This window comes from Bacillus sp. LLTC93 (assembly GCF_002993125.1).
GTDB lineage: Bacteria > Bacillota > Bacilli > Bacillales > Bacillaceae > Bacillus > Bacillus zhangzhouensis.
In genome coordinates this window covers 35,677-59,114 of the sequence record NZ_PVME01000008.1, presented here as the reverse complement: position 1 = coordinate 59,114, position 23,438 = coordinate 35,677, and the positions used below count along the sequence as shown (strand labels likewise).

Below are 23,438 nucleotides of genomic sequence, written 5' to 3'. Positions count from 1 at the left end.
TAATTACGGTGTCATTTGTTTAAATACATCAAGAGAAGGCAGTGCTTTTCCGTTGAAATCAAACATCGCCTGATTTTCCCAAGCATTCCCGACCGTACCGGTTGTTTGAATATAAGTCAGCCCGTATTGACTAGACCACGGAGCGCCTTTCGCTGGAATCCAAAGCGGCTCCCAATAAAAGAACCCTTTTCCGCGATTGTTTTTCACTTGAGAAATTTTTTCTGATACATCTCGTATAAAAGATGCCTGGCCCTGTGGTGAAGCTGGATAACCAGCTGTTTTGACTGAGTCTTGATTAAAGGAGTTCTCTAGGTTGTCACCATTTGCTGTCGTGAATCCATAGGCTGTTTCCACGACAATGACGTCTTTGTTATAGCGGGCGCTAATATCATTCATATTGTTAGTAAGACCGCTAAATCCGCCGTCCCAATACGGGTAGTAAGATAAACCAATCGTATCGAACGAGACGCCTCGTTTTGTGATTTCATCAAACCACCAGCGGGATGCGCCATTGTCCCCTCCATGTGCAAGGTGAAGCATCACTTTCATGTTCGAATCGACAGAGCGCACAGCATTTGTGCCAGCCTTTAGCAAAGCAGCGAGCCGGTCAAATTCACCGCCGCCTTCACCCCAGCTTTTGCCGTTTGGCCACAGCATGCCTGAGTTCAATTCATTCCCGACCTGTACCATGTTCGGCAGAGCATTTTGCGTTCTCATCGTTTTTAATACATCACTTGTGTAAGTGCCGACCGCCTTTTCTAAATCGCTTTGTGAGAGGGACGCCCAAGCTTTCGGTTTGAACTGTTTACCAGGATCGGTCCAGAAATCACTGTAGTGAAAATCAAGCATCACTTTCATGTTTTGAGCCTTTGCGCGTTTTGATAAAGCGATGGCTGTGTTTAAATCATTTGTCCCGCCGTTATAGGCACGGCCTTGGTTGTCGTATGGATGGTTCCACAGTCTGATGCGCACATAGTTGACGCCTTTATCTTTTAATAGTTTAAGCGGATCAACCTGCTGTCCGTTCTGATCGTAGTATCTGCCTCCGCTTCTTTCCACTTCCGCAAGCATGGAGATATCGGCTCCTTTGATGAAATCACCTTGCAATCCATTAATCGGCTTAACAGAAATCGTATCAGCTTTTGCTTCAGGCAGAATACCTAACCCCATAAGAAAGAAAACGACAACAGTGACAAGCATCCATTTCTTCATCAAATCTCCCCTTATCCTTTTGTCCCGCCTTGTGTGAGGCCGGATACAAATTGTTTTTGTAAAACAAGAAACAATAAAGCGACTGGAACAGCGATCAGTAAAGCCCCGGCTGCAAAGGTCGTGTAGCTGGCACCCATTTTGTCCGAAACAAGATTGTACAGACCGATTGGGAGCGTATACATTTCGGGTGATCGAACAATGACACTTGAGATGATGAAATCACCCAGTGGGCCAGTGAATGAGTTGATAGCGACAACAGCTAAAATCGGCTTGGCGAGCGGCATAATAATTTGGATGAAAATCCGGAAATGCCCTGCGCCATCCATTCTGGCTGATTCATCGAGATCCTTCGGAATCGCATCAAGATAGCCTTTCATTAAATACGTATTCATCGGAATTTGTCCACCTGCATAAATTAAAATCAGCGCAAGGTGGCTGTTAATCAGTCCAAGCATTTGAGCCAAAACAAAAATGGCAATCAGCGCTGAAAATTGAGGAATCATTTGCAGCAGTAAAAAGAGCATGAGCCCATTTTTCCGTCCTTTGAATCGGAACCTTGAAAAGGCATAGCCTGTAAAGCTGACAAGAATCAGCGTCAAGATCATTGTGGCGATGCTGATCTTCATTGAGTTCCAATACCATTTTGCATAAAGTGCCCCTTGACCAAAGAACAGCTCGGTGAAGTGGCTGAACGTTGGATTCTTCGGAAACATGCTTGTGCTCATGAGGCTGTTCCCAGGATTAAAGGAAGCACCGATCGTCCAAAGAAGTGGATACATAATACAAGCGGAGGCAATGAAAAGGATAAAATAAGTGATACTTAGACGAATGAGTTTTTTTTGTTTTGATCCCATATCACATCATATCCTCCTCTTTGAATGAATTCGTTCTCTTAAACTGCCAGAGTGCAATGGCAATGACAAAGATCGAAAGTAAGATCGTGACGGCGGCAGCGAGTGCATATTGAGAGGACTGCATCGTTAGTTTGTAAATCCAAGAAACCAATATGTCCGTACCCCCAGCTGTTGAGCCTGCAACAGGTGGTCCTCCGCCATTAAATAAGTAGATGATATTAAAGTTGTTAAAGTTAAAGGTATATTGCGTGATTAATATAGGTGCAATTGAGTAAAGGACAAGCGGTAATGTGATGGAACGGAATTTTTGAAAAAAGTTTGCTCCATCAATGGTCGCAGCCTCGTATAAGTCTTCAGGAATGGCCTGCAAAACACCGGTTGTCATAATGAAAACAAAAGGAAATCCAAGCCAAGTCTGCATCGCAATGAGGGCAATTTTGCTCCAAAATGGATCTGTCAGCCACGGCTTTGGATCAATCCCAATCGATGCAAAAAGCGTATTGTTGATGGCACCAAACGTGTCGTTGAACAGTCCGGCAAACACCAAAATGGTCACAAAGCCCGGAACAGCCCAAGGCAGAATCAAAATCGTTCTAAAAAACCGTTTCCCTTTTAAATCCTTCTGATTGAGCAGAACGGCTAGAAAAATGCCGACGGCACATTGAAGGGTCGAAGCAGCCAATGTCCATACGACGGTCCAGCCAAGTACATCAATGAATGTGTCTCTCCAAATATCGATCGAAAAGATATTTTGAAAGTTTTTGACCCCTACCCAATCGATGAGGTTGGCAGGAGGTGAGTGGTATAAGTCGTAGTTCGTAAAGGCAAGCGCAAAGCTAAACATAATTGGAAAGACAACAGAAAATAGAAGTAAAAAGAAAGCAGGAGTGCTCATTAAGTAAGGAAAGCCTTGGTCGATGAGCTGATGATATTGGGTACGGATGGAATGAAGCGGAACCCCTTGATCACGTTTCCTTCCGTTCATAAATGCATCACGCATCATGAGTATGTAAAAGCCGATACCAAACCCAGCTGTTAAAAGGGCAATAATCCCCTTTGCTAAAAGAAAAACAGAGTTGTCACGAGGCAGCATCGTACCAAGTGTGAACAGTCCCCAGAAGCCAATATTGAATAAATCATAAAATACAATCAGAAAAGAGACGCCGAACAGGAAAAAGAGTGCCCCTTTGCCATACTGTTTGTTGTATATTTGCCCCATCCCGGGTATGAAGGAGAACATTAGCGCCCGTCTCCGGTGTGTCTTTGATTCAATTGTGTGTGTGCGGTCTAGTTCAAGGTTACCCGTCATGTCTAACACCTACTTCGTATGAAATTAGATCAGACACGGGCAGCTTCATACACGCAAAGCTACCCGCGTTCGATGTTATTTGGAGTGATTCGCTTTAATTTGAGAATCAATTTGTTTGACCGCATCATCAAATGCTTTTTTCACATCTGTACGGCCGGTTGCAATCAGCCCTAATGCGCTGTCAATTGGCTTCCACACCTCTTCCATTTCTGGATTGTTCGGTGTCAGCGTGGCATATTTCGTTTGTTTTGAAACAGCATTCGCATTTGCATTTTCAGTAATGATTGGATCTTTCATCAGCTTTTTCACTGGTGGAATTTCCTCTGTCACTTCAAAGCGCTTCTTCGAATTTTTTTCGTTCGTGATAAACTCAACAAATTTCTCAGCAAGTTCTTTATTTTTAGAATAAGAGGAGACGTTGTAGCTCTTCACGCCTAAGAATGAGCTCATATGTTTTCCGTTAGGGAGTGTTGGCAGTTCAGTCACGCCATAGTCAATACCAGCTTCTTTATATGGACCAAATGACCACGGACCAGAAATAAGAGCCGCTGCCTTTTTCTCTGTGAATAAGGAGTTGAGGACGTTGATGCCTTGTTCACCAATGATGCCTTTCGGGAAAAGTCCTTCGCTAAAGAATTTCTGAATGTATTCTCCGCCTTCGATGGCGCCATCGTTATTCAGACCGATATCATTGACATCATAAGAGCCATCGCTTTTCTGTTTGAAAATATAGCCCCCTGATCCGCCTAACACACTTTGTGCGTAGTAAATTTCATCCCATTTCGCGACAAAACCGTAATTCCCGTCCTTTGTCAGCTTTTTCGAAAGCTCATACCAGCCATCGAGTGTAGTTGGTACCTTCTTCACTAGGTCTTTGTTATAGAACAGTACTGTTGTTTCAACGGATTTTGGCAGACCATACAGCTTGCCATTCACCGTTTGTGATTGAATGGCTTCGTCTGTGAAGGAATCAATTATTTTTTGATCGGGTTTGATTTCCTGTAATAACCCTTCGGTTACAGCTGATCCAATCTGATTGTGAGGTACGGTGATCACATCTGGACCTGTCCCTGCCGCCCCATCAAGACGGAGAGCTTCTAGTTGATCGGCATACGCTTTTTCGACCACTTTGATTTTCACACCGTTTTGCTTTTCGAATTCTTTGACAGCGTCTTGAATCCCATCAGACTTTTTGACATCCTCCCACACTAGCAAGGTCTTTGTACCTGTAGATGCGGGCTCTGTGCCGCTTGAATTGTCATCCCCTGGTCCGCATGCTGAAAGCAGCAGCACAGCAGTACCAACGACTGCCGATAATGTCGCCCATTTTCCCTTTTTCATTCGTAATCCCCTCTCGTTCTTTTTTCACAGATGATAAGAAAACGCTTTCTTAATGTGAGAATATCAACTTGAGTAAAAAAAGTAAACATATTTTATTAAATTTATTAAGTAAAATTTTTTACTAGTTTAGGAGAGAAAAGAAGCCCTCCACATTGGGCGGGGCTTCCAGCTGTTTTATATGGTGCTTTTCCGAAAGACAGGTTCTGAGGCAATCAGCACGGTTTTGGGTAATGTTCTGCCATCAACAAGTCTTTCTAAAAGTAAATCGACCGCTGTCTCACAAAGTAAAGATGTATGGATGTGATAGGTTGTGAGCGGTGGTGAGACATATTGAGAGACGTGAATATCGTTGATACTAAAGACGCTGACGCGATTCGGCAGGGAAAGTCCACGCTCATTTAATGCTTGTAAACAGCCAATGGCAAGGGGATCACTTGCGACACAAAAGGCGGTGGGCAGATCATCACCAAGCTCGTCGATCGCTTTCAACATCAGCGAATAGCCTTCATCTACCGAGAAATGGCGACCGATATAGACCATTCGCTCATCCAACACATTGTGTGCCGTCATGTACTCGCGGAAAGTCGTTTCACGAATATCTGGTATATGCACATTCGTATTAAGGTCAAGGTCTGTCCCGCCAATGAATCCAATCGAATGGTGCTTTTTTTCAATGAAGGAATCAATGATCTTTTCAACAATTCGTTTCAAGTTAGGCTTTACAGAATCAAAGCGGTCTTCATCAGGCGACGTATCAATAAAGACGATGTGATGGGTGATTGCATATAATTGGTCAAGCTCTGACTTTTTAAATCGACCGATGGCAATGATCCCTTCTGTAGAAGGATCAATGGAGTGAAGACCATCAATTGGATTGTAAGCGGTAACATTTAAACTCCGGGTATTGCTGAGTTTCTCAATGCCCAAACGAATGGATTTAAAATAAATATCTTCAAGCTCTTCCTTTTCGGTCATCCAATAGAGAAAGGCGATTTTTTTTAAGGAATGTTTGAATGTCTTTTTTTGATAGGACAAAGCTTCCGCGGCTGCGTATACTTTTTCACGTGTTTGATCCGTGACTGATAAGTTGGGATCCTGGTTCAGTACGCGAGACACCGTCGCAATTGATAATCCAGCTTTTTCAGCAATGTCCTTTATTTTTGCTGCCAAATCAGCACCTCCTATCGAAAATATCTCCTTTCAGTATAGAGTCTTTAAAAAAATTAGTAAATATTTTTATTAAATTGTTTTCGTTTAGGTGGTTCTTTACGAGCTGGCAAGGAATTAGTAAAATATATGTCATGAAGGTGTTGGATTAAGATTTCTGATAGGAGAGGGACAGATGTATTATGATGCACTGAAGACATTTGTGACAGTCGTGGAAGAGAAAAACTTTACAAAAGCAGCCCAGAAGCTGCGGATTTCTCAGCCGAGTGTCAGTCTTCATATTAAGAACTTGGAGCAGGAATTCCAGACCGTTCTGCTCAATCGTTCGCCAAAGCAATTAACTGTTACACCCACTGGGGATATGTTGTACCATCGTTCAAAACAAATCATTCGTTTATATGAACAGGCGAAGCAGGATATTTATGAGCATCATCATCTGGCAAGAGGAAAGCTGACGATTGGAGCGAGCTTCACGATTGGTGAGTACGTGCTGCCGCAAATATTGGCGGAGTTTCATCAGCTCTATCCACATGTTGATATTGAGGTGGCCATTGATAATACAGAAGCAATCGCAAGACATGTCCGTTTGTTCCATGTCGATATCGGCCTAATCGAAGGACAGACCAATGACAAAGAACTCTCTGTGGAAACCTTTCTAGAGGATGAACTCTACATCGTGGCCCCATTAGACCACCCGTTTGCAAAGAAAAAGGATGTCACGATTGATCAATTGCAAAACGAAACATGGATCACGAGAGAAGAGGGATCAGGTACAGGGGAATACTTACAGCACGTCCTGAAATCAAATGGACTGAAAGCGCGGACCTTTGTGACATTTAGCAGCAACCAAGCCATTAAAGAGGCTGTGATCCACGGAATGGGACTTTCCATTTTATCAAAATATGTCCTCCAGCGAGGTAGCATTGGCGGTGAATTGGCTGTCATTTCTGTGAGAGGAATGGATTTCAAACGAAAATTCTCCTATGTTGAGTCACCGATGACGGGTGGGAATAAAAATAAGGAATTACTTGTTGAATTGTTAAGGAAAGAGAGAAAAGACGCTTCTCCACAGTAGGAGAAACGTCTTTTTTTATAATCCTTTTATTTGAATTTCATCGACTGGAAGGAAAATTTCACCTGTATCTGTGTATTTAATCGTGATTTGATCCCCTTCTTTCAAATAAATGACAAGAGGTTCTTTTTCAGATGACATGGTGTAGTTTTTCCCATCGTCTAATAGGAAGGTGACGGTTGTGTAATCACCTGTATTTTCTTTATACACACGTTTGACCTTGCCTGTGGCATCTTTCTTTTCTTGCTTAGATGAGCTGTTGACTGTGCCGCCGCCCTTTTGAAGAGCTGTTTTATAGGCTCTCAGTGCTTCATTTGGTGTAGAAGCGTACGCAGCGATTTCAGGGTTGGCCGCAGAGACAATAAAGTAGTTTTGCAGGAACCCGTTTGAATCGAGAACAGGTGTGAGCCAGCTGGCTTCTCCATAGAAATTATAAAGAATCGGCATGCGCCCTTTCCATTTCTTCTCGATAAATCGTTTCTCAATAATTTGCAATGCTCCTTGAGAATCCATGTAGGACTCTTCAAGATTGCCGGTGTAATACGTGGCCTTTCCTGTCCGGGCATTTGTCAGTGCATACCCTAGCATGGAATCAACGCCCTCTTTCGGACTGGTGAAATCTGTGAAGTAATACATCTCTCCTTTTGAATCAAACACTGGACTCACATTGGCTTCTGTTCCCTCGTCTGAAGGCAGCTTCACATCTGATTTTCCAAACATACTGTTCCAGAAACCGTGAATATAGTTTCCGAAATAACTGTTTTGCAGACTAACCGCCTCTGGTGAAACAGCACCATCGATAAAGGCAGGTACTTGATCTAAAGAGTATTTCTTCGTTGCGCCAGTTTTGGCATCAACAACGACGACGCCTGACGCTTTAAAGCCGTTTCGGGCAGAGATGAAATCACCAAATGTTCGAATGTAATAAGGCTTCCCATCATCATTGATTTCCAGCTGTGTGTCTCCGTAGAAAATCAAATCTGGATACTGGAGACGGATATGCCGCTCAATTTCTTTGTTGAAATAGGAGGATGGCGTATAGACCATCTCTGTTTTCACGAACTTTGGATTAGCAGATGAGTCGGTCGCACTTAATGTAAAGTAACCCGGCGTACTGCCTGAACGAATCCATTTAAAGAAATCCGAGAATTCCACTGGTGCGATGTACACGTACTCACCATTGACCTTCTGAATTTGCAAGCTGCCAAGCTCGTAGTAGCTTGTGTTTGGAACCTGTCCGAACGATTTCTTCATTTTATTGCGAGCAAATTGCGGCGGTACACTCGCAGGTGTTTCTGTTTCATCGAACGCTTTGATTTCCACTTTTTGCTCCATTTTGGAGACATCGAATTTCTCATTCGCATTGAATAGAAAAGCTGTCGCCATATAAACACCAAGCAGCAAAAGAATAAGGAACAACACACCTTTAATCTTCCGCTCCAATCCGACTGACAAAAAGGCGCCTGCTGCTGTCACAACAAGTCCAATCAGCCATAATGATGAAGGGTTACGATCTAAATTGGTGATGTAATAAAAGCCAAAAATACCGATGATGAATAGCAGTGCAAGACCCGCAATCCACATGAGCGGCACCTGTTGTTCCGTCCCTTTCTTTCTAAAAATCAACCTGAGTGGTGTGAGCAAAAGGGTCAAGACAAGACCGATCACAACCGAAAATAACAAAATATATCCCACAAACAAATCTCCTTTCAAATCAATCACTCTTTTAGTATATACGAGTGAGGCGGGGAAAAGATTCATCGGACTGAAGGTTCATTTAAATGCCGATCGAGTTGATCACGGATTGAACATCTTCTTTCAGTTCATGAAACGTGAGTCTTTGCTCAATTTTCTCTGTTAAGGCATCAATGGCTTGACCCGACATATGCGTTTGGATTTGCTTTTTATGTTTATAGACTTTAACAAGAAGCGTATCGAGTTGCTCCAAAATGTCTTCCGCTTCTTGACGGTCTTCTGCAAATTCATGTTGAAGCTGGTGCCGAATGGCTCTCATCAGCGCTGTTTTCTGTTCTTCTTTGATCTTTGCCTTCAAAGCAGCCAGCTCTGCTGGTGTCATGTCTTCTGTGTGAAAGTTTGCTTGAGAGAAGATGGAGCTTGACGTGTGAGTATCTGTCATTCTTTGCAAAAAACGATCTGCATCTGTTGGTTGTTTCTTTGAAAATTCCATTCTTCGTTCTCCTTAAGAAATGCCCATATTCTTTGCAAGGGCTGTATCTGCATCGTGGTATTGTTTCCCCAGCTGGTTCATATCATCTGATAGTGAGTCGATCCACCTTTTCAAATTCATAGCGCCATCAATCGCTGTATCATATTTTTTGACTGAATAGAACTCATTCTCAAGACCCTCTGTTTTTAAGTGGCGAATCACGGCATCCACATCTGAAGCCGTCAGCTGGTCATAGGAACCAAAGCCAACAATCTGTTTGTATCTAGAGCGTACCCGTTCCACAGATTGATCTACTTTGTCATCGAGTTTCTCGATTTTGCGAATGATTTGCTGCATATGGTGATCGGCATATGTCGAGAATTTACGCCCAGTGTTCATCAGAACATGTGACTTGATTAAAATAGCCACCACACTATGTGGATGAACATTCGACTGACTCAGCTGATTCAACATGGCTGTGGTGAGAGAAGGATTTTTTCTTAACATATCATCAATGGTTCGAACAGAGCCATCAGGCGAAAATGCATACCGATCTAAGCCATGGCTGCCAGCGAGGGCTTCAAGAAATAAATTCGCATCTAGTGAAGGATTCACACTCATTGCCCGATTGAGGAGGTCTTTTATGAATTGGACGGCTTTTGAGGAGTCCTCGGAGTAATCGACGCCTTCAGGGAGAGCGGCATCGTACATCACTTTCACTTGACCGATTTCTGTCGTATGTCGATTTAAGAGAGAAAGCCCGTCGTTTAGATTGATATATTCTGTTAATCTACTGCGGTAATCGCCTTTTAGTGCTCTGGCTTGTAAACCATCTGATAGATTTGGATAAATATTTGGATTCTCAAACGTCACGCCGCCTTTAATAAAGTCATTTTTCACAAGAACATAAGAAGCATTCGATCCGCCAAGTGAATGACCTGTCACATACATTTTGGCATTCGGCATTTTCTTATGTATCTCTTTTGCATAACGATCTGCTTGAACCATTTGATTCTCTGCACCGTGTTCAAAAGGGATATTTTTAATCAAATACTTTGTATCTGAAATCATCCAATCCTGTACAATTTCATTTGTATAGGTATTTGTACCTGTTGTCACCTTAGTCGTCACTTCCTTTGATGTCTGAGACTGACTAAAAGGAGGAAGCTTTGTCAAAATGGTAGAAAGAAGATCATCTGACTCTTTTTTTCCATGTTTTTTAATGGTATCTTTATATTGGCCTGCGCCAATCGGTTCTGACCCACGGTAGGCGATGACGGCGTTTTTGATTTTGGTGAGGTCTTTTCCTTTGTTTGAGTTACGATAATCTTCTCTCGAGACAAGGGTTAGTGCATTAAGGCCTTTTTTGGTTTCTATATGGTCGACGACATACATGGTTTTACCGCTTTTTAAGCGTATATCTTTCTGGTGGGCATAATTGGCAATATCATAAGACTCTGACGATATATCATTATAATCTTTATCGCTAAGTTGATTAATTGAGCTTTTTGTGGTCAATTTTTACACTCCTGTAATATTTATCATATATATTATATTATAGAAAGATATAAATATCTATAATAAGTGTAGTATTTAAGTAATCTCTAAAGAAGAATATTATAACTTTTAAGAGGTGGAAGATATTTCATATGAGAAATAAAATTTCGATTATAATTGTCTTGATAATTATTACTATCATTTCAGTTACACTGATTCTTTTAAATGGTAAGCAATCTCAAACAAATGAATCTGGAGGAAAGGTTATCTTGGAAGAAAAAGAGAAAAATGAACAACAGAAGGCAGAAGAGTTCGCAGAGGAAATGAAGCCGAATATAGAAAAGCGTTTACGTAAAATGGATATTCATAATTTTATCGAAACCATATCTTTTAAAAAGGGAGTAACCATTAATCCAATGGGATATATAAGAATTAGAGGATACGTGAATGGTGAACCAGAAAGATTTGAGTTCTCTGCATCATTAGAATATAGATCTAAAGAGGTGGGTTCTATGAGCATTTCATCTGATTTATCAGACCGTTTCGAGAACTGGGATGATTTTGATCCGCAAGTGAAAGAAGATTTTTTGAATAGTCTCTCTAAAAAGGAACGTGAACAGTATCTAAAGGACATTGGAGAAAAAGAGTAAAACAGGTACATGCCTACCTGTTTTTATTTTGTAAATTTCATTAGTCGATGGATTAAAAATCCATTAAGGAGTTTTGCTTTTTATGAGAAATACAATGAAATTTTCTATTATAATTGTGGCCGTCATCATCTCAGTAACTGTTTTTATTGTAGAGTACATTAATAAGAGTCTGTCAGATGAAGTAGTGGAAGAGAAAAGTGATCAGGAAAAAGCAGAAGATTTTGCAAAGAAGATGAAACCTAAGGTTGAAGAGCACTTACACAAAAGAGATATTCATCACTTTATCAAAACCATAACGTTTGAAAAAGAAGTGACCATCAATCCTATGGGGGATATTATAATCGATGGCTATATAAATAATGAACCGGAGAAGTTCGGATTTTCAGCTTCTTTACAATATAGAGCTAAAAAAATAGGTTCAATGAGTTATGATCCTGAGTTGTCATATCGTTTTAAAGATTGGGATAAATTTAAAGATGAACCAGAATTAAAGGAAAATTATCTTAAACGACTCTCTGAAAAAGAACGTGAACAGTACCTTGAAGATATTGGAGAAAAGGAGTGAAGCAGGTGTCTATCCACCTGTTTTATTTTTTTATTATCAATAATTGAGAAGTCTTGATTGTAAGGAGTTTTGCGTTGTATGAAAAATACTTTAAAACTTGTATCTGTTTTGGTCGTTATCATCATTGTCTCAGTGACTTCGTTAATCACTCAGCACAATAAGCAAAGTAAATCAAATGATGTGGTAAAAGAAAAGAGCGATCAAGAAAAAGCAGAAGAGCTCGCAGACAAAATGAAGCCTAAAATAGAAGAATGTTTACGCAAAGAAGACATCCATCACTTTATTAAGACCATAACGTTTAAGAAGAGGGGAACTATTGATCCAATGGGCTACATCGTAATTAGAGGATATATAAATGGTGAGCCAGAAAAGTACGAGTTCTCCGCTTCATTAAAGTATAGAACAAAAGAAATCAGTTCAATGAGTTATTCATACGAGTTATCAATTCGTTTTAGGGACTGGGAAAAATATAAAGATGAACCGGAATTAAAAGAGAATTTTTTAAAAAATCTCTCCAAAAAAGAACGAGAACAATATCTCAAAGACATTGGAGAAAAAGAGAAATAACAAGTCGACAAAGCTGATTGATCCCCTAAATCAAATTCAAAAATAATATGCTATCATTCCCCTAACAACACTTACAAACAAGGGAGAGCTTTCAAACATGGCAAATACAAAGAAATTGATCTTGGATGTAGACACTGGAATTGATGATGCGATTGGTATTTTGCTTGCAGTGAAAAGTAAGCGGTTTGATATGTTGGGGATAACAACGGTGTGCGGGAATGTGTCTGTTGAAGCGGCGACGTTAAATACGTGTAAAGTGCTTGAGCTGGTTGAGGCAGAGGAAATCCCTGTCATCAAAGGTGCAGCGACGCCTCTTTTGAGAGCCCCTCATTATGAACATCGGGTGCATGGGGAGGATGGAATTGGCGGCGCTTTAAAGGACGCCCGGCCTAAGAAGACCGCAGATGAAGGTTTTGCGCCTGATTTTATCATTGAACAAGTGCTGAAGTATTCGAAGCAGGTTACGCTTGTGTTGACAGGACCTTTAACGAATTTAGCCCTTGCGTTGAAAAAATGCCCTGAACTGATTCATCACGTCAAAGAAGTCATTTTTATGGGTGGTGTCGTGCAGGGACAGGGGAACGTCACACCAGTTGCGGAATTCAATACATATGCAGACCCAGAAGCGGCGAAATTGGTGCTGGAGGCTGGGTTCCCTTCATTGACTCAAGTTGGATTAGATGTCACAAGGCAGGTCTTGTTAACGGATGAGAGAATCGATGCCATTCAGAATGAACTTTTGGCAAGTTACATCAGAGAGAGTACAAGCATTTATCGCCAGCGCTATTTTGAACGGAATGGTGTGTGGGCGTGTGCGATGCATGATCCGCTTGCTGTGAGTCTTGCGATTGACAAGCAGCTGGTGAGTACACTGGCTTTTTATGTAGAAGTGGAGACGAAAAGTGAGCTTTGCGATGGTCAGATGATATGTGATTTTCAGCATCAATGGGAGAAAGAACGCAATGTTCAAGTGTGTATGGATGTAGATGTTGAGGCTTTCTTTGAATTATTAATCCAAGTCATGAATTCTTAAAAAAGTAGTCTGTGCAAACAGGCTTCTTTTTTATAAGATGGGAACATGAGGAAATGTATGCGCTCACATGAATGAGAAAGGAGTGAAGTCAATTGGCTTCTGTCAGTTTAAGTAGTATTGAAAAGATACGAGCAGCAAGCAGAGGATTGCCGCCAAAGCTAAAAGCAATTGCAGAACATATTACGAGTGAGCCCCGCGACATCATCCATTTGTCTATTGTCGAGCTTGCCAAAAAGACAGCGAGCTCAGAGGCAACGATTTTTCGTCTCTGTAAAAGGCTTGGATTTGAGGGCTATCAAGATTTGAAGATTACTATTGCCCAGGAAATAGACCAAACAAAGCCTGATTATGTCGATGAAGAGATGAGTCTTGATGATGATACCGCCGTTTTTATGCAAAAGGTATTTCAGGCGAATATATCTGCATTAAAGGATAGCTTTCAATTGTTGAATCCAGACGATGTAGAAAAAGCCATACAAATAATCGATGAAGCTGAGCGCCTAGAGTTTTATGGGAGCGGTGGGTCTGGCCTCATTGCAACAGATGCTTTTCACAAATTTATGAGGACAGGCATCAATTGTATTGTTCATACAGATTCTCACTTTCAAGCGATGTCTGCAGGGCTTCTTGATCAACACAGTACAGTTGTCGGTATATCTCATTCTGGTAGAAACAAAGATTTACTCGATGCGATGAAAACTGCAAAAGAAAAAGGAGCAAAAACCATTGGTATTACGAGCTATCAGCGCTCACCATTGAGTCAACTAGCAGATGTCACCTTGTATACATCGACGCAAGAGACGGCTTTTCGAACAGAAGCGATGTCTGCAAGGCTGGCTCAGCTCACTGTTATTGATGTCCTATATTTCGCACTTGCGCATTTAAGACAGCAGGAAACATTAACAAACTTAAAGCAAATGAGAGAAACTATTTCTCAAAAAAGAGTTTAATGGTTTCAAAAATAAATTTTTCTATTAGCGAAAAGTACTGTTGTGGTAACGATTGTGAGGTTTTGAGTGAAAATAATTTTCTTTTCTGTCATTGAATGTCGAAAAAAATATTCCTATAATGGGATTTAATCAGGTAGATCAAAACCACAAAAATTATTTCAAATCAATGATTGGGCGTGATGCAGATGAAGGGAAACCAGGCGGTAATTGGTTTGGATATTGGTACAACGAGTACAAAGGCGGTTCTGTTTGGACCACAGGGAAAAGTGATAGCAAAACATTCAGTTCCTTATGATCTCATTCAGCCCCAGCCAGCATGGGTTGAGCAGAATCCTGAACATATATTAGAAGCCGTCATTGCGAGTGTAAGAGGCGCATTGACGAAAGTAGCATTTGATATAAAGAATCTCATAGGTGTTGGGATTAGTACGGCGATGCATTCCTTAATTGTGATGGATGAGGATGGCAAGGCTTTAACGAACAGTATCATTTGGGCAGATAACAGAAGTGCAGAACAAGCGAAACGAATTACTACGGACATGGATGGCTTTCAAATTTATAAAAGAACCGGTACGCCGATTCATCCAATGTCACCGCTTTCAAAAATACGATGGATAAAGGAAATGACACCTGATGTCTTCAAGCAGGCAGCAAAATTTATTTCCATAAAAGAATATATTCTCTATCATTTCTTCGGTCAGTATGTGGTCGATTATTCAATCGCTTCAGCAACAGGGCTGTTCCGTTTGGAAACGCTTCAATGGGACGAGGAGGCACTACGCATTGCTGGAATTGAGGAAAATCAACTGTCTGAACTTGTCCCAACGACGTATCAGCTGAGAGGGCTTCAGCCAGAGATTGCGCTGCGAATGGGGATCGCGGAAGATACACCATTTGTCGTTGGTGCGAATGATGGTGTTCTAGCGAATCTAGGTGTTGGTGCCATTGGTAAAGGGGAAGTGGCTGTCACGATTGGGACAAGCGGTGCAGTCCGTACCGTCGTAGACAAGCCGGTAACAGATGAGCAATCAAGAACATTTTGCTATGCGCTGACGGACAAGCATTGGGTGGTCGGGGGACCTACCAATAATGGCGGAATCATGCTGAGATGGCTGAAGGATGAATTTGGTTCTTCAGAGGTGGAGGTTGCAAAGCGCCTTGGTGTAGATCCTTACGATCTCATGATTGATATTGCGGAAAAGGTGCCAGCTGGCTCAGAGGGACTGCTGTTTCTACCATTTTTAACAGGTGAACGTGCACCTTATTGGAATCCAAATGCGAGAGGCACTTTTTTTGGTATTGGCCTTCAGCATAAGCGGGAGCATTTTATTAGAGCCGTGTTAGAAGGCGTCATTATGAGTGTTTTCTCGATCGGTGTTGCATTAAGAGATTTAACTGGTTCAGCAAAGGATGTCCGGGCTTCGGGTGGTTTTGCAAGATCTCCGCTATGGCGGCAAATTTTAGCGGATACGATGGGTAGAGAAGTACTTGTTCCAGAAAGTTATGAGGCCTCGGCACTTGGGGCGGCTGTCCTCGCACTTCATAGTTTAGGTCATATGGAAGAGATGGAAGAGGTTCAAGAGTGGATTCGGATCTCTGCCCGTCATGAACCAAATATGAAGAACAATGAGACATACATAGAGCTATTTTATTTATATGAGCGCCTCTATGACAAACTAAAGGATGAATTTGATGTCATTAGTGCGCTGCAATTAAAACAAAATCGTTAAACATCAGGGAAAAGGTGGGAGAACATGCTTTTATTCATCGTGATTGCGGCGATTGTCCTTTTGCTCATTCTCATTACAGTCGCGAAGTTGAATCCGTTTGTGAGTTTAATTATTACCTCTATGCTTGTCGGCTTTGCCACAGGGATGGATTTGCAGGAAATCATTCAATCGATTAAAACGGGATTAGGAAATACTTTATCATTGCTGGCGATTGTTCTTGCGCTTGGAACCATGCTTGGGAAAATGATGGCTGAATCAGGGGGAGCTGAGCGGATTGCTCAAACTTTAATCGGCCGTTTCGGGACGAAGAATGTGCATTGGGCAATGATGTTCGTTGCCTTTATCGTGGGAATACCTGTGTTTTTCCAGGTCGGATTCGTTCTTCTCATTCCTTTACTCTTTACCATTGCGATTGAAACGGGCATATCGCTCGTGACGATTGGGATTTCGTTAATCGCTGGATTGTCTGTTGTGCATGGTCTTGTGCCGCCTCATCCAGCTGCAATGGCAGCTGTGGGCATCTATCATGCCAATGTGGGGAAAACTATCTTCTTTTCCATTATTGTCGGTTTGCCAACAGCTATCATTGCTGGACCGCTATATGGAAAGTGGATTGGCAAACGGATACATAAACCAGTTCCAGAGATGCTGAGAAAGCAATTCACTGAACGAAATGAAGATCGAAAGCTTCCTGGTTTTGCGAATACGATGTTTACCATTTTGGTGCCAGTAATTTTAATGCTGCTTGCCACACTGGCGGATGTTATTTTGCCAGAGGAAAGTATTTGGTTTCAGGTGTTCAAATATATCGGAGATCCAATTACAGCCCTGCTGATTGCAACGGTGTATTCTTTCTTCAGCCTCGGCTTTATGCAAGGGATGAGCCGTGACCGGGTGCTTTCCTTTAGTAATGAATGCTTAGGACCGATTGCTTCCATTCTGCTTGTCATTGGAGCGGGCGGGGCCTTCAATAATGTGCTCATCGATTCGGGTGTTGGTGATTATATTGCTGATTTAGCGAAACACTCGCCCATCTCACCGATTTTGCTTAGCTGGCTGATTGCTGCGGTCATTCGTGTGGCAACAGGATCAGCTACTGTATCTATGATGACAGCAGCTGGTATTGTAGCCCCGATTGCTGCATCCATGCCGGATGTGAGCAGAGAGCTTCTTGTGTTAGCAACAGGAGCGGGTTCGTTGATTTTATCTCATGTCAATGATTCTGGTTTTTGGCTGATCAAAGAGTATTTTGGCATGACCATTAAAGAGACGTTCTTGACATGGACTGCTATGGAGACGATCATTTCCGTTAGTGCCATTGCATTTATTATGATCATTAATATGTTTATATAGCGAACGCAACAGCCTAGTTCTTCGGAATTGGGCTGTTTTTAGCTTGTTACGATACCACTTTTTACGAATTGGGGTAAAATAATGATAGTGAGATGTGGGAGGCGGATACGATCGAACCATTAAAACATGTTTATCATGAATTATTTATTCAGGAATTAGGGGAGAAACTAGCACAAGAGTCGACTGTATTTGATGCTGCTGAATTCCAGCGGCTCGTGCTTCAAGAGGATTGGCCACAGCTTGAGTTGAAAGGACGGATGAGAAGAGTCACTGAATCGATGCATGCCTGTCTGCCTGAGGATTACGAGCAGGCAATTGAAGTGCTGCGTCAGGTAGCACCGCATTTTTCAGGACTTAGTGCGCTTGTATTTCCAGACTACGTCGAGACTTACGGTCTTGAACATTGGGATATCTCAATGAAGGCGCTCGAATTCTTTACACCGTTTTCCACTTCTGAATTTGCTGTTCGGCCTTTTCTCATTCAAAATCAAGACAACATGCTGGCGCAGATGCTGGTGTGGTCACAGAATCAAAATGAGCATATTCGCCGACTGGCTAGTGAAGGATGCAGACCACGTTTGCCTTGGGGGTTATCTGTTCCTGCGCTTAAAAAGGATCCCTCGGTCACGCTGACGATTTTGGAAAACTTAAAGTCGGATTCGGCCAGGTATGTGCAAAAAAGTGTAGCGAATCATTTAAATGATATTTCTGCGATTCAGCCGGATCTGATGAAGCAAACGGTCAGAAGCTGGTATGGGACCAATGAACATACAAACTGGATTGTCAAACATGCATCCCGTACATTACTAAAAAAAGGCGATCCAGATATTATGGCTATGTTTGGCTATGGAGACGATCCGTCCATTCAAGTAACAGATTTAAAGGTAGCGCAAAATTCCATTCGTATTGGAGAAAAAATGACCTTTCATTTTACTCTTCAAGTGGATAAGCCACTCAAGCTGCGCGTAGAGTATGCGATTGATTACGTTAAAGCTCGTGGTACCCGCAATCAAAAGGTATTTAAAATCACAGAATTTGAAGCAGGCTCTGCGATACGTAGAGAATTCGTCAGGTCTCAGTCTTTTCAAAATATGACGACGAGAAAGCATTATGAGGGAACCCATACATTAACAATCATCATCAACGGCATCCCAAAAGCGTCGGTTGATTTTGAAGTCACAGCAGCTAATGAAAAACCCCGCCAATGAGGCGGGGTTGGCGTTTAAGCCTTCTTTTTCATTAAAAACGAAGCAATAATAGCAGCAACTAAGAAACCGATGCTAATAATCGAGCTAGGCAAGTTTTCTTGTCTGAATAGGAACAAAACAAAACTCACACTTAGTACAAGACCTGCAAATAACGTCAAATACGGAAACAGCCAAACCTTGAAATACGGCTCTTGTGGATATGTTGGACGCAATTTCAAATGTGCCAGACAGATACTGATCCAAATAAGAGAAACCGCAAAACCAGGAATAGCTAGCATATAACTAAAAATTTGGTCTGGGTATAAGTAAGCAAAGAATGTTCCGACTAAAAGAAACAGAACGGTCACCCATAAACTTAAGATAGGTACACCTCTTTTATTGACCCGTGCCAGCTTTTTCGGACCGCCGTCTGATTTAGATAGAGAATGAATCATTCTCGTCGTTCCATAAATTCCAGAATTGGCCGCAGATAGAACGGCTGTAATCAATACGAAATTAATAAAGTGAGAGGCGCCTTGCATACCTGCAGCAGAGAAGACTTGGACAAAAGGACTGTTATTTGGATCGATTTGATTCCAAGGAATGAGACCGCAGATAATCAAAATTGGCAATGTGTAAAATAAAATAATACGCCACATCATACTTTTGACAACACCAGGTAAGACCTTCTCCGCATCCTTTGTTTCTGTAATGGTCAGCCCGATCAATTCAGAACCCCCATAAGAGAAAATAACCACTAATAATGATGCAAAGATAGCGCCCCATCCGTTCGGGATGAAGTTTTGATAATTGGTGAGAGCAGGTGTGCTTTGTTCGTTTGGAATGATCCCAAATAATAATGCTGCACCGAGAATAATAAAGACAATAATAACGAAAATCTTCATTCCAGCGAACCAAAACTCAATTTCACCAAAGTATTTTACATTGTTTAAGTTAATTCCGATGACTAAAAGCGAGCAAAGTAAACATAGTGACCATAGCGGCACGTTCGGCATCCAATATTGAAGTAGACTGCCTGCTGCAATGATCTCGATGACACACACAGTGAGCCACATAAAACAGTAAACCCAGCCGACTACAAAAGAAAAACGTTGACCAAGCGCAATCTGTATAAGGTCGCGAAGGTTATTCCCCGGATAAACAATGGCCATTTCAGCCAAGGCTGCCATGACAATGAGAAGTAGCAATCCGGCAAATACATAGGAAAAGATGACTCCAGGACCTGCTAAACCGATTGTATCGGCACTTCCTTTAAAGATTCCTGTACCAATGACCCCGCCCAACGCAATCATGCGAATGTGACGCGGCGATAAAAGCTTTTTTAATTCTTGTTGTTCCTGATTCGCGCTCATGTCGTTCTCCTTTTTTAAAAATGCTTATGTTCCATTTTCTTTTTTCGAGACGCCAGTGTCAATATAAAAAAAGAGATTTTTCAGATAAAACAGGCGGTTGATTTTATCAAATTATCTTCTTAATTCCATAAATTCCTTATTTAACCCAAAATCAAAATATTAAACCTCGTGAAAAAAGAACATTTGCCTTATTTATGACATAAACAATTTTCTGTTTTTGTCGATATATCATTTGTATTACTAAAGACCTAATAAAGAATTGTTTATAAATGTAAAATATTTGAAAATTGTATGAAAGAGCTGAAAGGGGTTATTGAAGATGTTTATGAGGAAAGCGAATGATCCATCGTCGGGTATTCTTCTAAGTGAAAGCAGTCAATTAATAGAACAAATCGAGAAGGGAGATTTTTCAGCAAGGCTAGATACTGCTGCGTTCTCTTCTAGTCAAACGATAGAAGCAGTGGCTCAAATAAATGAAGCTTTACAAAAGATGCAGGAAGCGAATGAACATATTCATATGCGTATGAATTTAGTGACAAAAGCTATTCACGTTGGCTTATGGGATATGACGGTCGTAGCAGGAGATCCAGTGAATCCGAAAAATGAATTCACATGGACAGATGATTTCCGGAAAATGATCGGCTTTCAAAATGAGCACGATTTTCCAAATGTCTTAGACAGCTGGGCATCTCGAATTCATCCAGATGAACAAGAATACACCTTGAATGCGTTCTCTATGCATTTATTGGATCATTCCGGGCGTACACCATATGATATCGAATATCGTTTAAAGTTGAAAAACGGAGATTATCGCTGGTTCAAAGCAACAGGAACGACCATTCGAGATCGAAATGGTGTACCTCTTCGTGTGGCGGGGGCTCTTTTTGATATTCATGATCAAAAATTGAAAGAAGAAGAGCTGCAAGCATTCGTGACAAGGTATGACCTGATCAACCGTGCGCTTGTGGAAGCTCCTTGGGATATGGTCGTAGAGGCTGGCGATCCAGTCAATCCATACAACGAATTCTGGTGGTCTCCACAGTTTAGAAAAACGCTTGGTTTCACAGATGAAAAAGATTTCCCGAACGTTTTGAGCAGTTGGAGCGATCGTTTGCATCCTGAGGATCAAGAAATGGCTCTGCAAGCCTTTGCGGATCATTTAAATGACCACTCTGGGCGCACGCCATTTGACATTGATTATAGATTGCAGAGTAAAAATGGCGAGTACCGCTGGTATCATGCGAGTGGTGAAACTGTTCGTGATGAGAAGGGTGTACCTCTTCGTGTTGCAGGGACCATTCGTGATATCACGTTAGAAAAAAATAAAGAGAAAACAGCCGATGAAATGGCTTCTCAGGTAGAACAGCTTTCAAGTTCTATTAGTGAGATGGTATCGGGTATTAGCTCTGTGACAAACCAAGCGCAGGAACTTGCTGTAGCTCAAGAGCAGTCAACGTCTGCCGCACACTTAGCAAAAAATAGTGCAGATGAGACGAAAAATATTTCTGACTTAATCAAAGAAGTGGCGAACCAAACGAACCTGCTTGGTCTAAATGCTGCGATTGAAGCGGCCAGAGCAGGTGAACAGGGACGTGGATTCTCTGTCGTTGCAGATGAAGTACGAAAGCTGGCGCTGCATAGTGCCAATGCAACGGAAAATATCGAATCAAGTTTAGCGGAAATGAAAACACAAATTGATGAAATTCTTGAAAATATCTCGAATATGACAGCTCTTACACAAACACAGGCTGCTTTAACAGAGCAAGTGAATGCTGCAGTCGATGAAGTGAATCACATGTCTCAGCGTCTTGTGGCGTATTCAAAGAGTATTTAATCGTAAAAACCGCCCTCTCGTGAAGGCGGTTTTTTGATTAAAATGGATCTGCCGGGAAAACAATACCTGCATCTTTTCTTGCGGCTTCAAGGACTTTCATGACAGAGAGACTTTCTTCAAGCCACCCATAGCACTGTTCATGATTTTCTGTTTCAATGATGTGCTGGAAAGCTTCTGCTTCATAAAACAGGCGATTAGGATTCGTTTGTGCATTGAGTGAGATGATCCTGTTATCAACATGCAGCAGCACTTCCTCACAGCCATTGGCCCCATTTTTCACATGCATGAAGCCTTTTTCTCCTTGAATCAATGCGAAGTTCATGCTGCTTGTATCCTTACTGCCGACACTTGTCGCAATGAAATCATTGTAAGTGAACGTCAAAACACCAGATGTGTCAATGCCGTTTGGATGACGGTTGGCCTGGTAGCGAACCTGCTCTGGTGATCCAAAGAGATTCATGATGAAATGGACATTATAGATATTAATATCCATCAAGGCTCCTCCAGAGAATTCTGGGTTAAAGACATTCGGCGTTTCACCGGCTAGCAGCTGATTATATTTACTTGAATATTGACTATAGTTGCATTGGACCAGTTTGATTCTGCCTAATTGATGAAGGTGCTTTTTGATTAAATGATAGTTTGGCATATGAACGGTCGTAATGGCTTCAAATAGAAGGAGTTGCTTTTCCTTTGCGAGAGCGATTAAGGCTTCCAGTTCTTTCACATTAGAGGTGAAAGGCTTTTCGCAAATCACATGTTTTCCGTTCTTTAATGCAGCCGTGGCATGCTCGCTATGTAAACGATTCGGTGATGCGATATAAACAGCCTCTATGTCTGGATCTTCTAGCATGGCGGTTAAATCTGTATAAGTGGTTTGCACATCAAATTGATCTGCGAGTTTCTTTGCCGTTGCTTCCTTTCTTGAATAGACAGCGTGGCAAGAGGCACCTTCCAGTTGTTCAATTGCCTGCAGGAAGCTTTCCACAATCACACCTGTTCCGATGGTTGCAATGTTCATTCTACTCAAAACCCCTTCCAAACTCGTTTGATGTCAAGTGAAGCTGTCTCTAGTATACCTGATGTTTTAATCGAACGTGCGACAAACAACCGGGGCAGCTCTTGCAATTAGCTGATGTTGGCTAATGTTTGTTTCATTAACAACTGAATGGCAGCCTTCCTCTTTTTTAACTCGTGAATGGAGTGTTGTATATCTTCGACTTTTTGTTCGAGCAGCTGTTCTGCTTCTGTTTTTGACTGTTTTTCAAATAGTGACGTGATAATTTCACGAATTTCTTTGAGTGAGAAATCTAGCTTTCTTGCTTCGGTGATAAAGGATAGCATGAGTACATATTTTTTATCATATAAACGATAGCCGTTGTGCGCTCTCTTAGGCTCGGGGAGCACACCCTCATTTTCGTAAAAACGAATGGTTTCAATATGTACACCAGACATTTTTGACAATTTACCTCTCGTAAACGTAATCATTCCCTGCACCTCCTTTCTTTGCTATCCATCATACAATTAGACTTGCTAGTTTCAAAATATTCAGTGGTGAACATTTGTTTCATTTCATT

21 protein-coding genes are annotated in these 23,438 nt (G+C 41.6%); 10 read left to right on the top strand and 11 right to left on the bottom strand.

Annotated elements, in window-relative coordinates:
- Window positions 1–3 precede the first annotated feature (3 nt).
- The 5 genes from C6W18_RS17565 to C6W18_RS17545 form a co-directional block, all read right to left on the bottom strand.
- Entirely contained in the window at window positions 4–1,212 is a 1,209-nt protein-coding gene (locus tag C6W18_RS17565) for a glycoside hydrolase family 53 protein (protein WP_105928411.1), read from the bottom strand.
- Window positions 1,213–1,223: 11 nt separating this feature from the next.
- A complete protein-coding gene (locus tag C6W18_RS17560; RefSeq protein WP_105928410.1) occupies window positions 1,224–2,066 on the bottom strand; it encodes a sugar ABC transporter permease in 843 nt (280 codons plus the stop codon).
- A 1-nt stretch (window position 2,067) separates the two neighbouring features.
- Window positions 2,068–3,375 (bottom strand): carbohydrate ABC transporter permease, encoded by a 1,308-nt coding sequence (locus C6W18_RS17555; protein WP_189318116.1) that lies wholly within the window; start codon window positions 3,373–3,375, stop codon window positions 2,068–2,070.
- A gap of 75 nt (window positions 3,376–3,450) precedes the next feature.
- Window positions 3,451–4,716 carry a galactooligosaccharide ABC transporter substrate-binding protein GanS gene (ganS, locus tag C6W18_RS17550; RefSeq protein ID WP_105928408.1) on the bottom strand — a complete coding sequence of 422 codons (1,266 nt, stop codon included), beginning with the start codon at window positions 4,714–4,716 and terminating at the stop codon, window positions 3,451–3,453.
- Window positions 4,717–4,890: 174 nt separating this feature from the next.
- The gene (locus tag C6W18_RS17545) at window positions 4,891–5,886 is read right to left on the bottom strand and encodes a LacI family DNA-binding transcriptional regulator (RefSeq protein WP_105928407.1); all 996 of its coding nucleotides are present in this window, start codon (window positions 5,884–5,886) and stop codon (window positions 4,891–4,893) included.
- A gap of 172 nt (window positions 5,887–6,058) precedes the next feature.
- On the opposite strand from C6W18_RS17545, the gene C6W18_RS17540 reads away from it, so the two are divergent.
- Window positions 6,059–6,958: a LysR family transcriptional regulator gene (locus C6W18_RS17540; RefSeq protein WP_105928406.1), complete on the top strand. Its 900-nt coding sequence runs from the start codon at window positions 6,059–6,061 to the stop codon at window positions 6,956–6,958.
- A 15-nt stretch (window positions 6,959–6,973) separates the two neighbouring features.
- Here C6W18_RS17540 and C6W18_RS17535 read toward each other — a convergent pair whose 3' ends face one another.
- From C6W18_RS17535 to C6W18_RS17525, 3 genes are all read right to left on the bottom strand, one after another.
- Entirely contained in the window at window positions 6,974–8,650 is a 1,677-nt protein-coding gene (locus C6W18_RS17535; RefSeq protein WP_105928405.1) for a hypothetical protein, read from the bottom strand.
- 82 nt (window positions 8,651–8,732) lie between these two features.
- Window positions 8,733–9,143: a hypothetical protein gene (locus tag C6W18_RS17530; protein ID WP_105928404.1), complete on the bottom strand. Its 411-nt coding sequence runs from the start codon at window positions 9,141–9,143 to the stop codon at window positions 8,733–8,735.
- A gap of 12 nt (window positions 9,144–9,155) precedes the next feature.
- Window positions 9,156–10,640, bottom strand: a complete 1,485-nt coding sequence (locus C6W18_RS17525; RefSeq protein WP_105928403.1) for a lipase family protein — start codon at window positions 10,638–10,640, stop codon at window positions 9,156–9,158.
- 131 nt (window positions 10,641–10,771) lie between these two features.
- On the opposite strand from C6W18_RS17525, the gene C6W18_RS17520 reads away from it, so the two are divergent.
- From C6W18_RS17520 to C6W18_RS17485, 8 genes are all read left to right on the top strand, one after another.
- A complete protein-coding gene (locus C6W18_RS17520) occupies window positions 10,772–11,269 on the top strand; it encodes a DUF1433 domain-containing protein (protein ID WP_105928402.1) in 498 nt (165 codons plus the stop codon).
- A gap of 82 nt (window positions 11,270–11,351) precedes the next feature.
- Window positions 11,352–11,834: a DUF1433 domain-containing protein gene (locus tag C6W18_RS17515; RefSeq protein ID WP_105928401.1), complete on the top strand. Its 483-nt coding sequence runs from the start codon at window positions 11,352–11,354 to the stop codon at window positions 11,832–11,834.
- A gap of 78 nt (window positions 11,835–11,912) precedes the next feature.
- A complete protein-coding gene (locus tag C6W18_RS17510; protein WP_105928400.1) occupies window positions 11,913–12,401 on the top strand; it encodes a DUF1433 domain-containing protein in 489 nt (162 codons plus the stop codon).
- 97 nt (window positions 12,402–12,498) lie between these two features.
- Window positions 12,499–13,434: a nucleoside hydrolase gene (locus C6W18_RS17505; RefSeq protein WP_105928399.1), complete on the top strand. Its 936-nt coding sequence runs from the start codon at window positions 12,499–12,501 to the stop codon at window positions 13,432–13,434.
- A gap of 92 nt (window positions 13,435–13,526) precedes the next feature.
- The gene (locus C6W18_RS17500; protein ID WP_105928398.1) at window positions 13,527–14,384 is read left to right on the top strand and encodes a MurR/RpiR family transcriptional regulator; all 858 of its coding nucleotides are present in this window, start codon (window positions 13,527–13,529) and stop codon (window positions 14,382–14,384) included.
- A 185-nt stretch (window positions 14,385–14,569) separates the two neighbouring features.
- The gene (gene gntK / locus C6W18_RS17495; RefSeq protein ID WP_105928438.1) at window positions 14,570–16,114 is read left to right on the top strand and encodes a gluconokinase; all 1,545 of its coding nucleotides are present in this window, start codon (window positions 14,570–14,572) and stop codon (window positions 16,112–16,114) included.
- A 24-nt stretch (window positions 16,115–16,138) separates the two neighbouring features.
- Window positions 16,139–17,467, top strand: a complete 1,329-nt coding sequence (locus C6W18_RS17490) for a GntP family permease (RefSeq protein ID WP_034323397.1) — start codon at window positions 16,139–16,141, stop codon at window positions 17,465–17,467.
- A gap of 92 nt (window positions 17,468–17,559) precedes the next feature.
- On the top strand, window positions 17,560–18,675 hold the full coding sequence (locus C6W18_RS17485; protein ID WP_105928397.1) for a DNA alkylation repair protein: 1,116 nt from the start codon (window positions 17,560–17,562) through the stop codon (window positions 18,673–18,675).
- Window positions 18,676–18,689: 14 nt separating this feature from the next.
- On the opposite strand, the gene C6W18_RS17480 is transcribed toward C6W18_RS17485, so the two are convergent.
- A complete protein-coding gene (locus C6W18_RS17480; protein WP_105928396.1) occupies window positions 18,690–20,027 on the bottom strand; it encodes an amino acid permease in 1,338 nt (445 codons plus the stop codon).
- Between the two features lie 319 nt (window positions 20,028–20,346).
- Between C6W18_RS17480 and C6W18_RS17475 the strand changes: the two genes are divergently transcribed.
- Window positions 20,347–21,861, top strand: a complete 1,515-nt coding sequence (locus C6W18_RS17475) for a methyl-accepting chemotaxis protein (RefSeq protein WP_105928395.1) — start codon at window positions 20,347–20,349, stop codon at window positions 21,859–21,861.
- Between the two features lie 37 nt (window positions 21,862–21,898).
- Here C6W18_RS17475 and C6W18_RS17470 read toward each other — a convergent pair whose 3' ends face one another.
- Window positions 21,899–22,882, bottom strand: coding sequence for a Gfo/Idh/MocA family protein (locus C6W18_RS17470; protein WP_105928394.1), 984 nt, complete (start codon window positions 22,880–22,882; stop codon window positions 21,899–21,901).
- Window positions 22,883–22,989: 107 nt separating this feature from the next.
- Window positions 22,990–23,349 carry a MerR family transcriptional regulator gene (locus tag C6W18_RS17465; RefSeq protein WP_105928393.1) on the bottom strand — a complete coding sequence of 120 codons (360 nt, stop codon included), beginning with the start codon at window positions 23,347–23,349 and terminating at the stop codon, window positions 22,990–22,992.
- Between the last annotated feature and the right edge of the window lie 89 nt (window positions 23,350–23,438).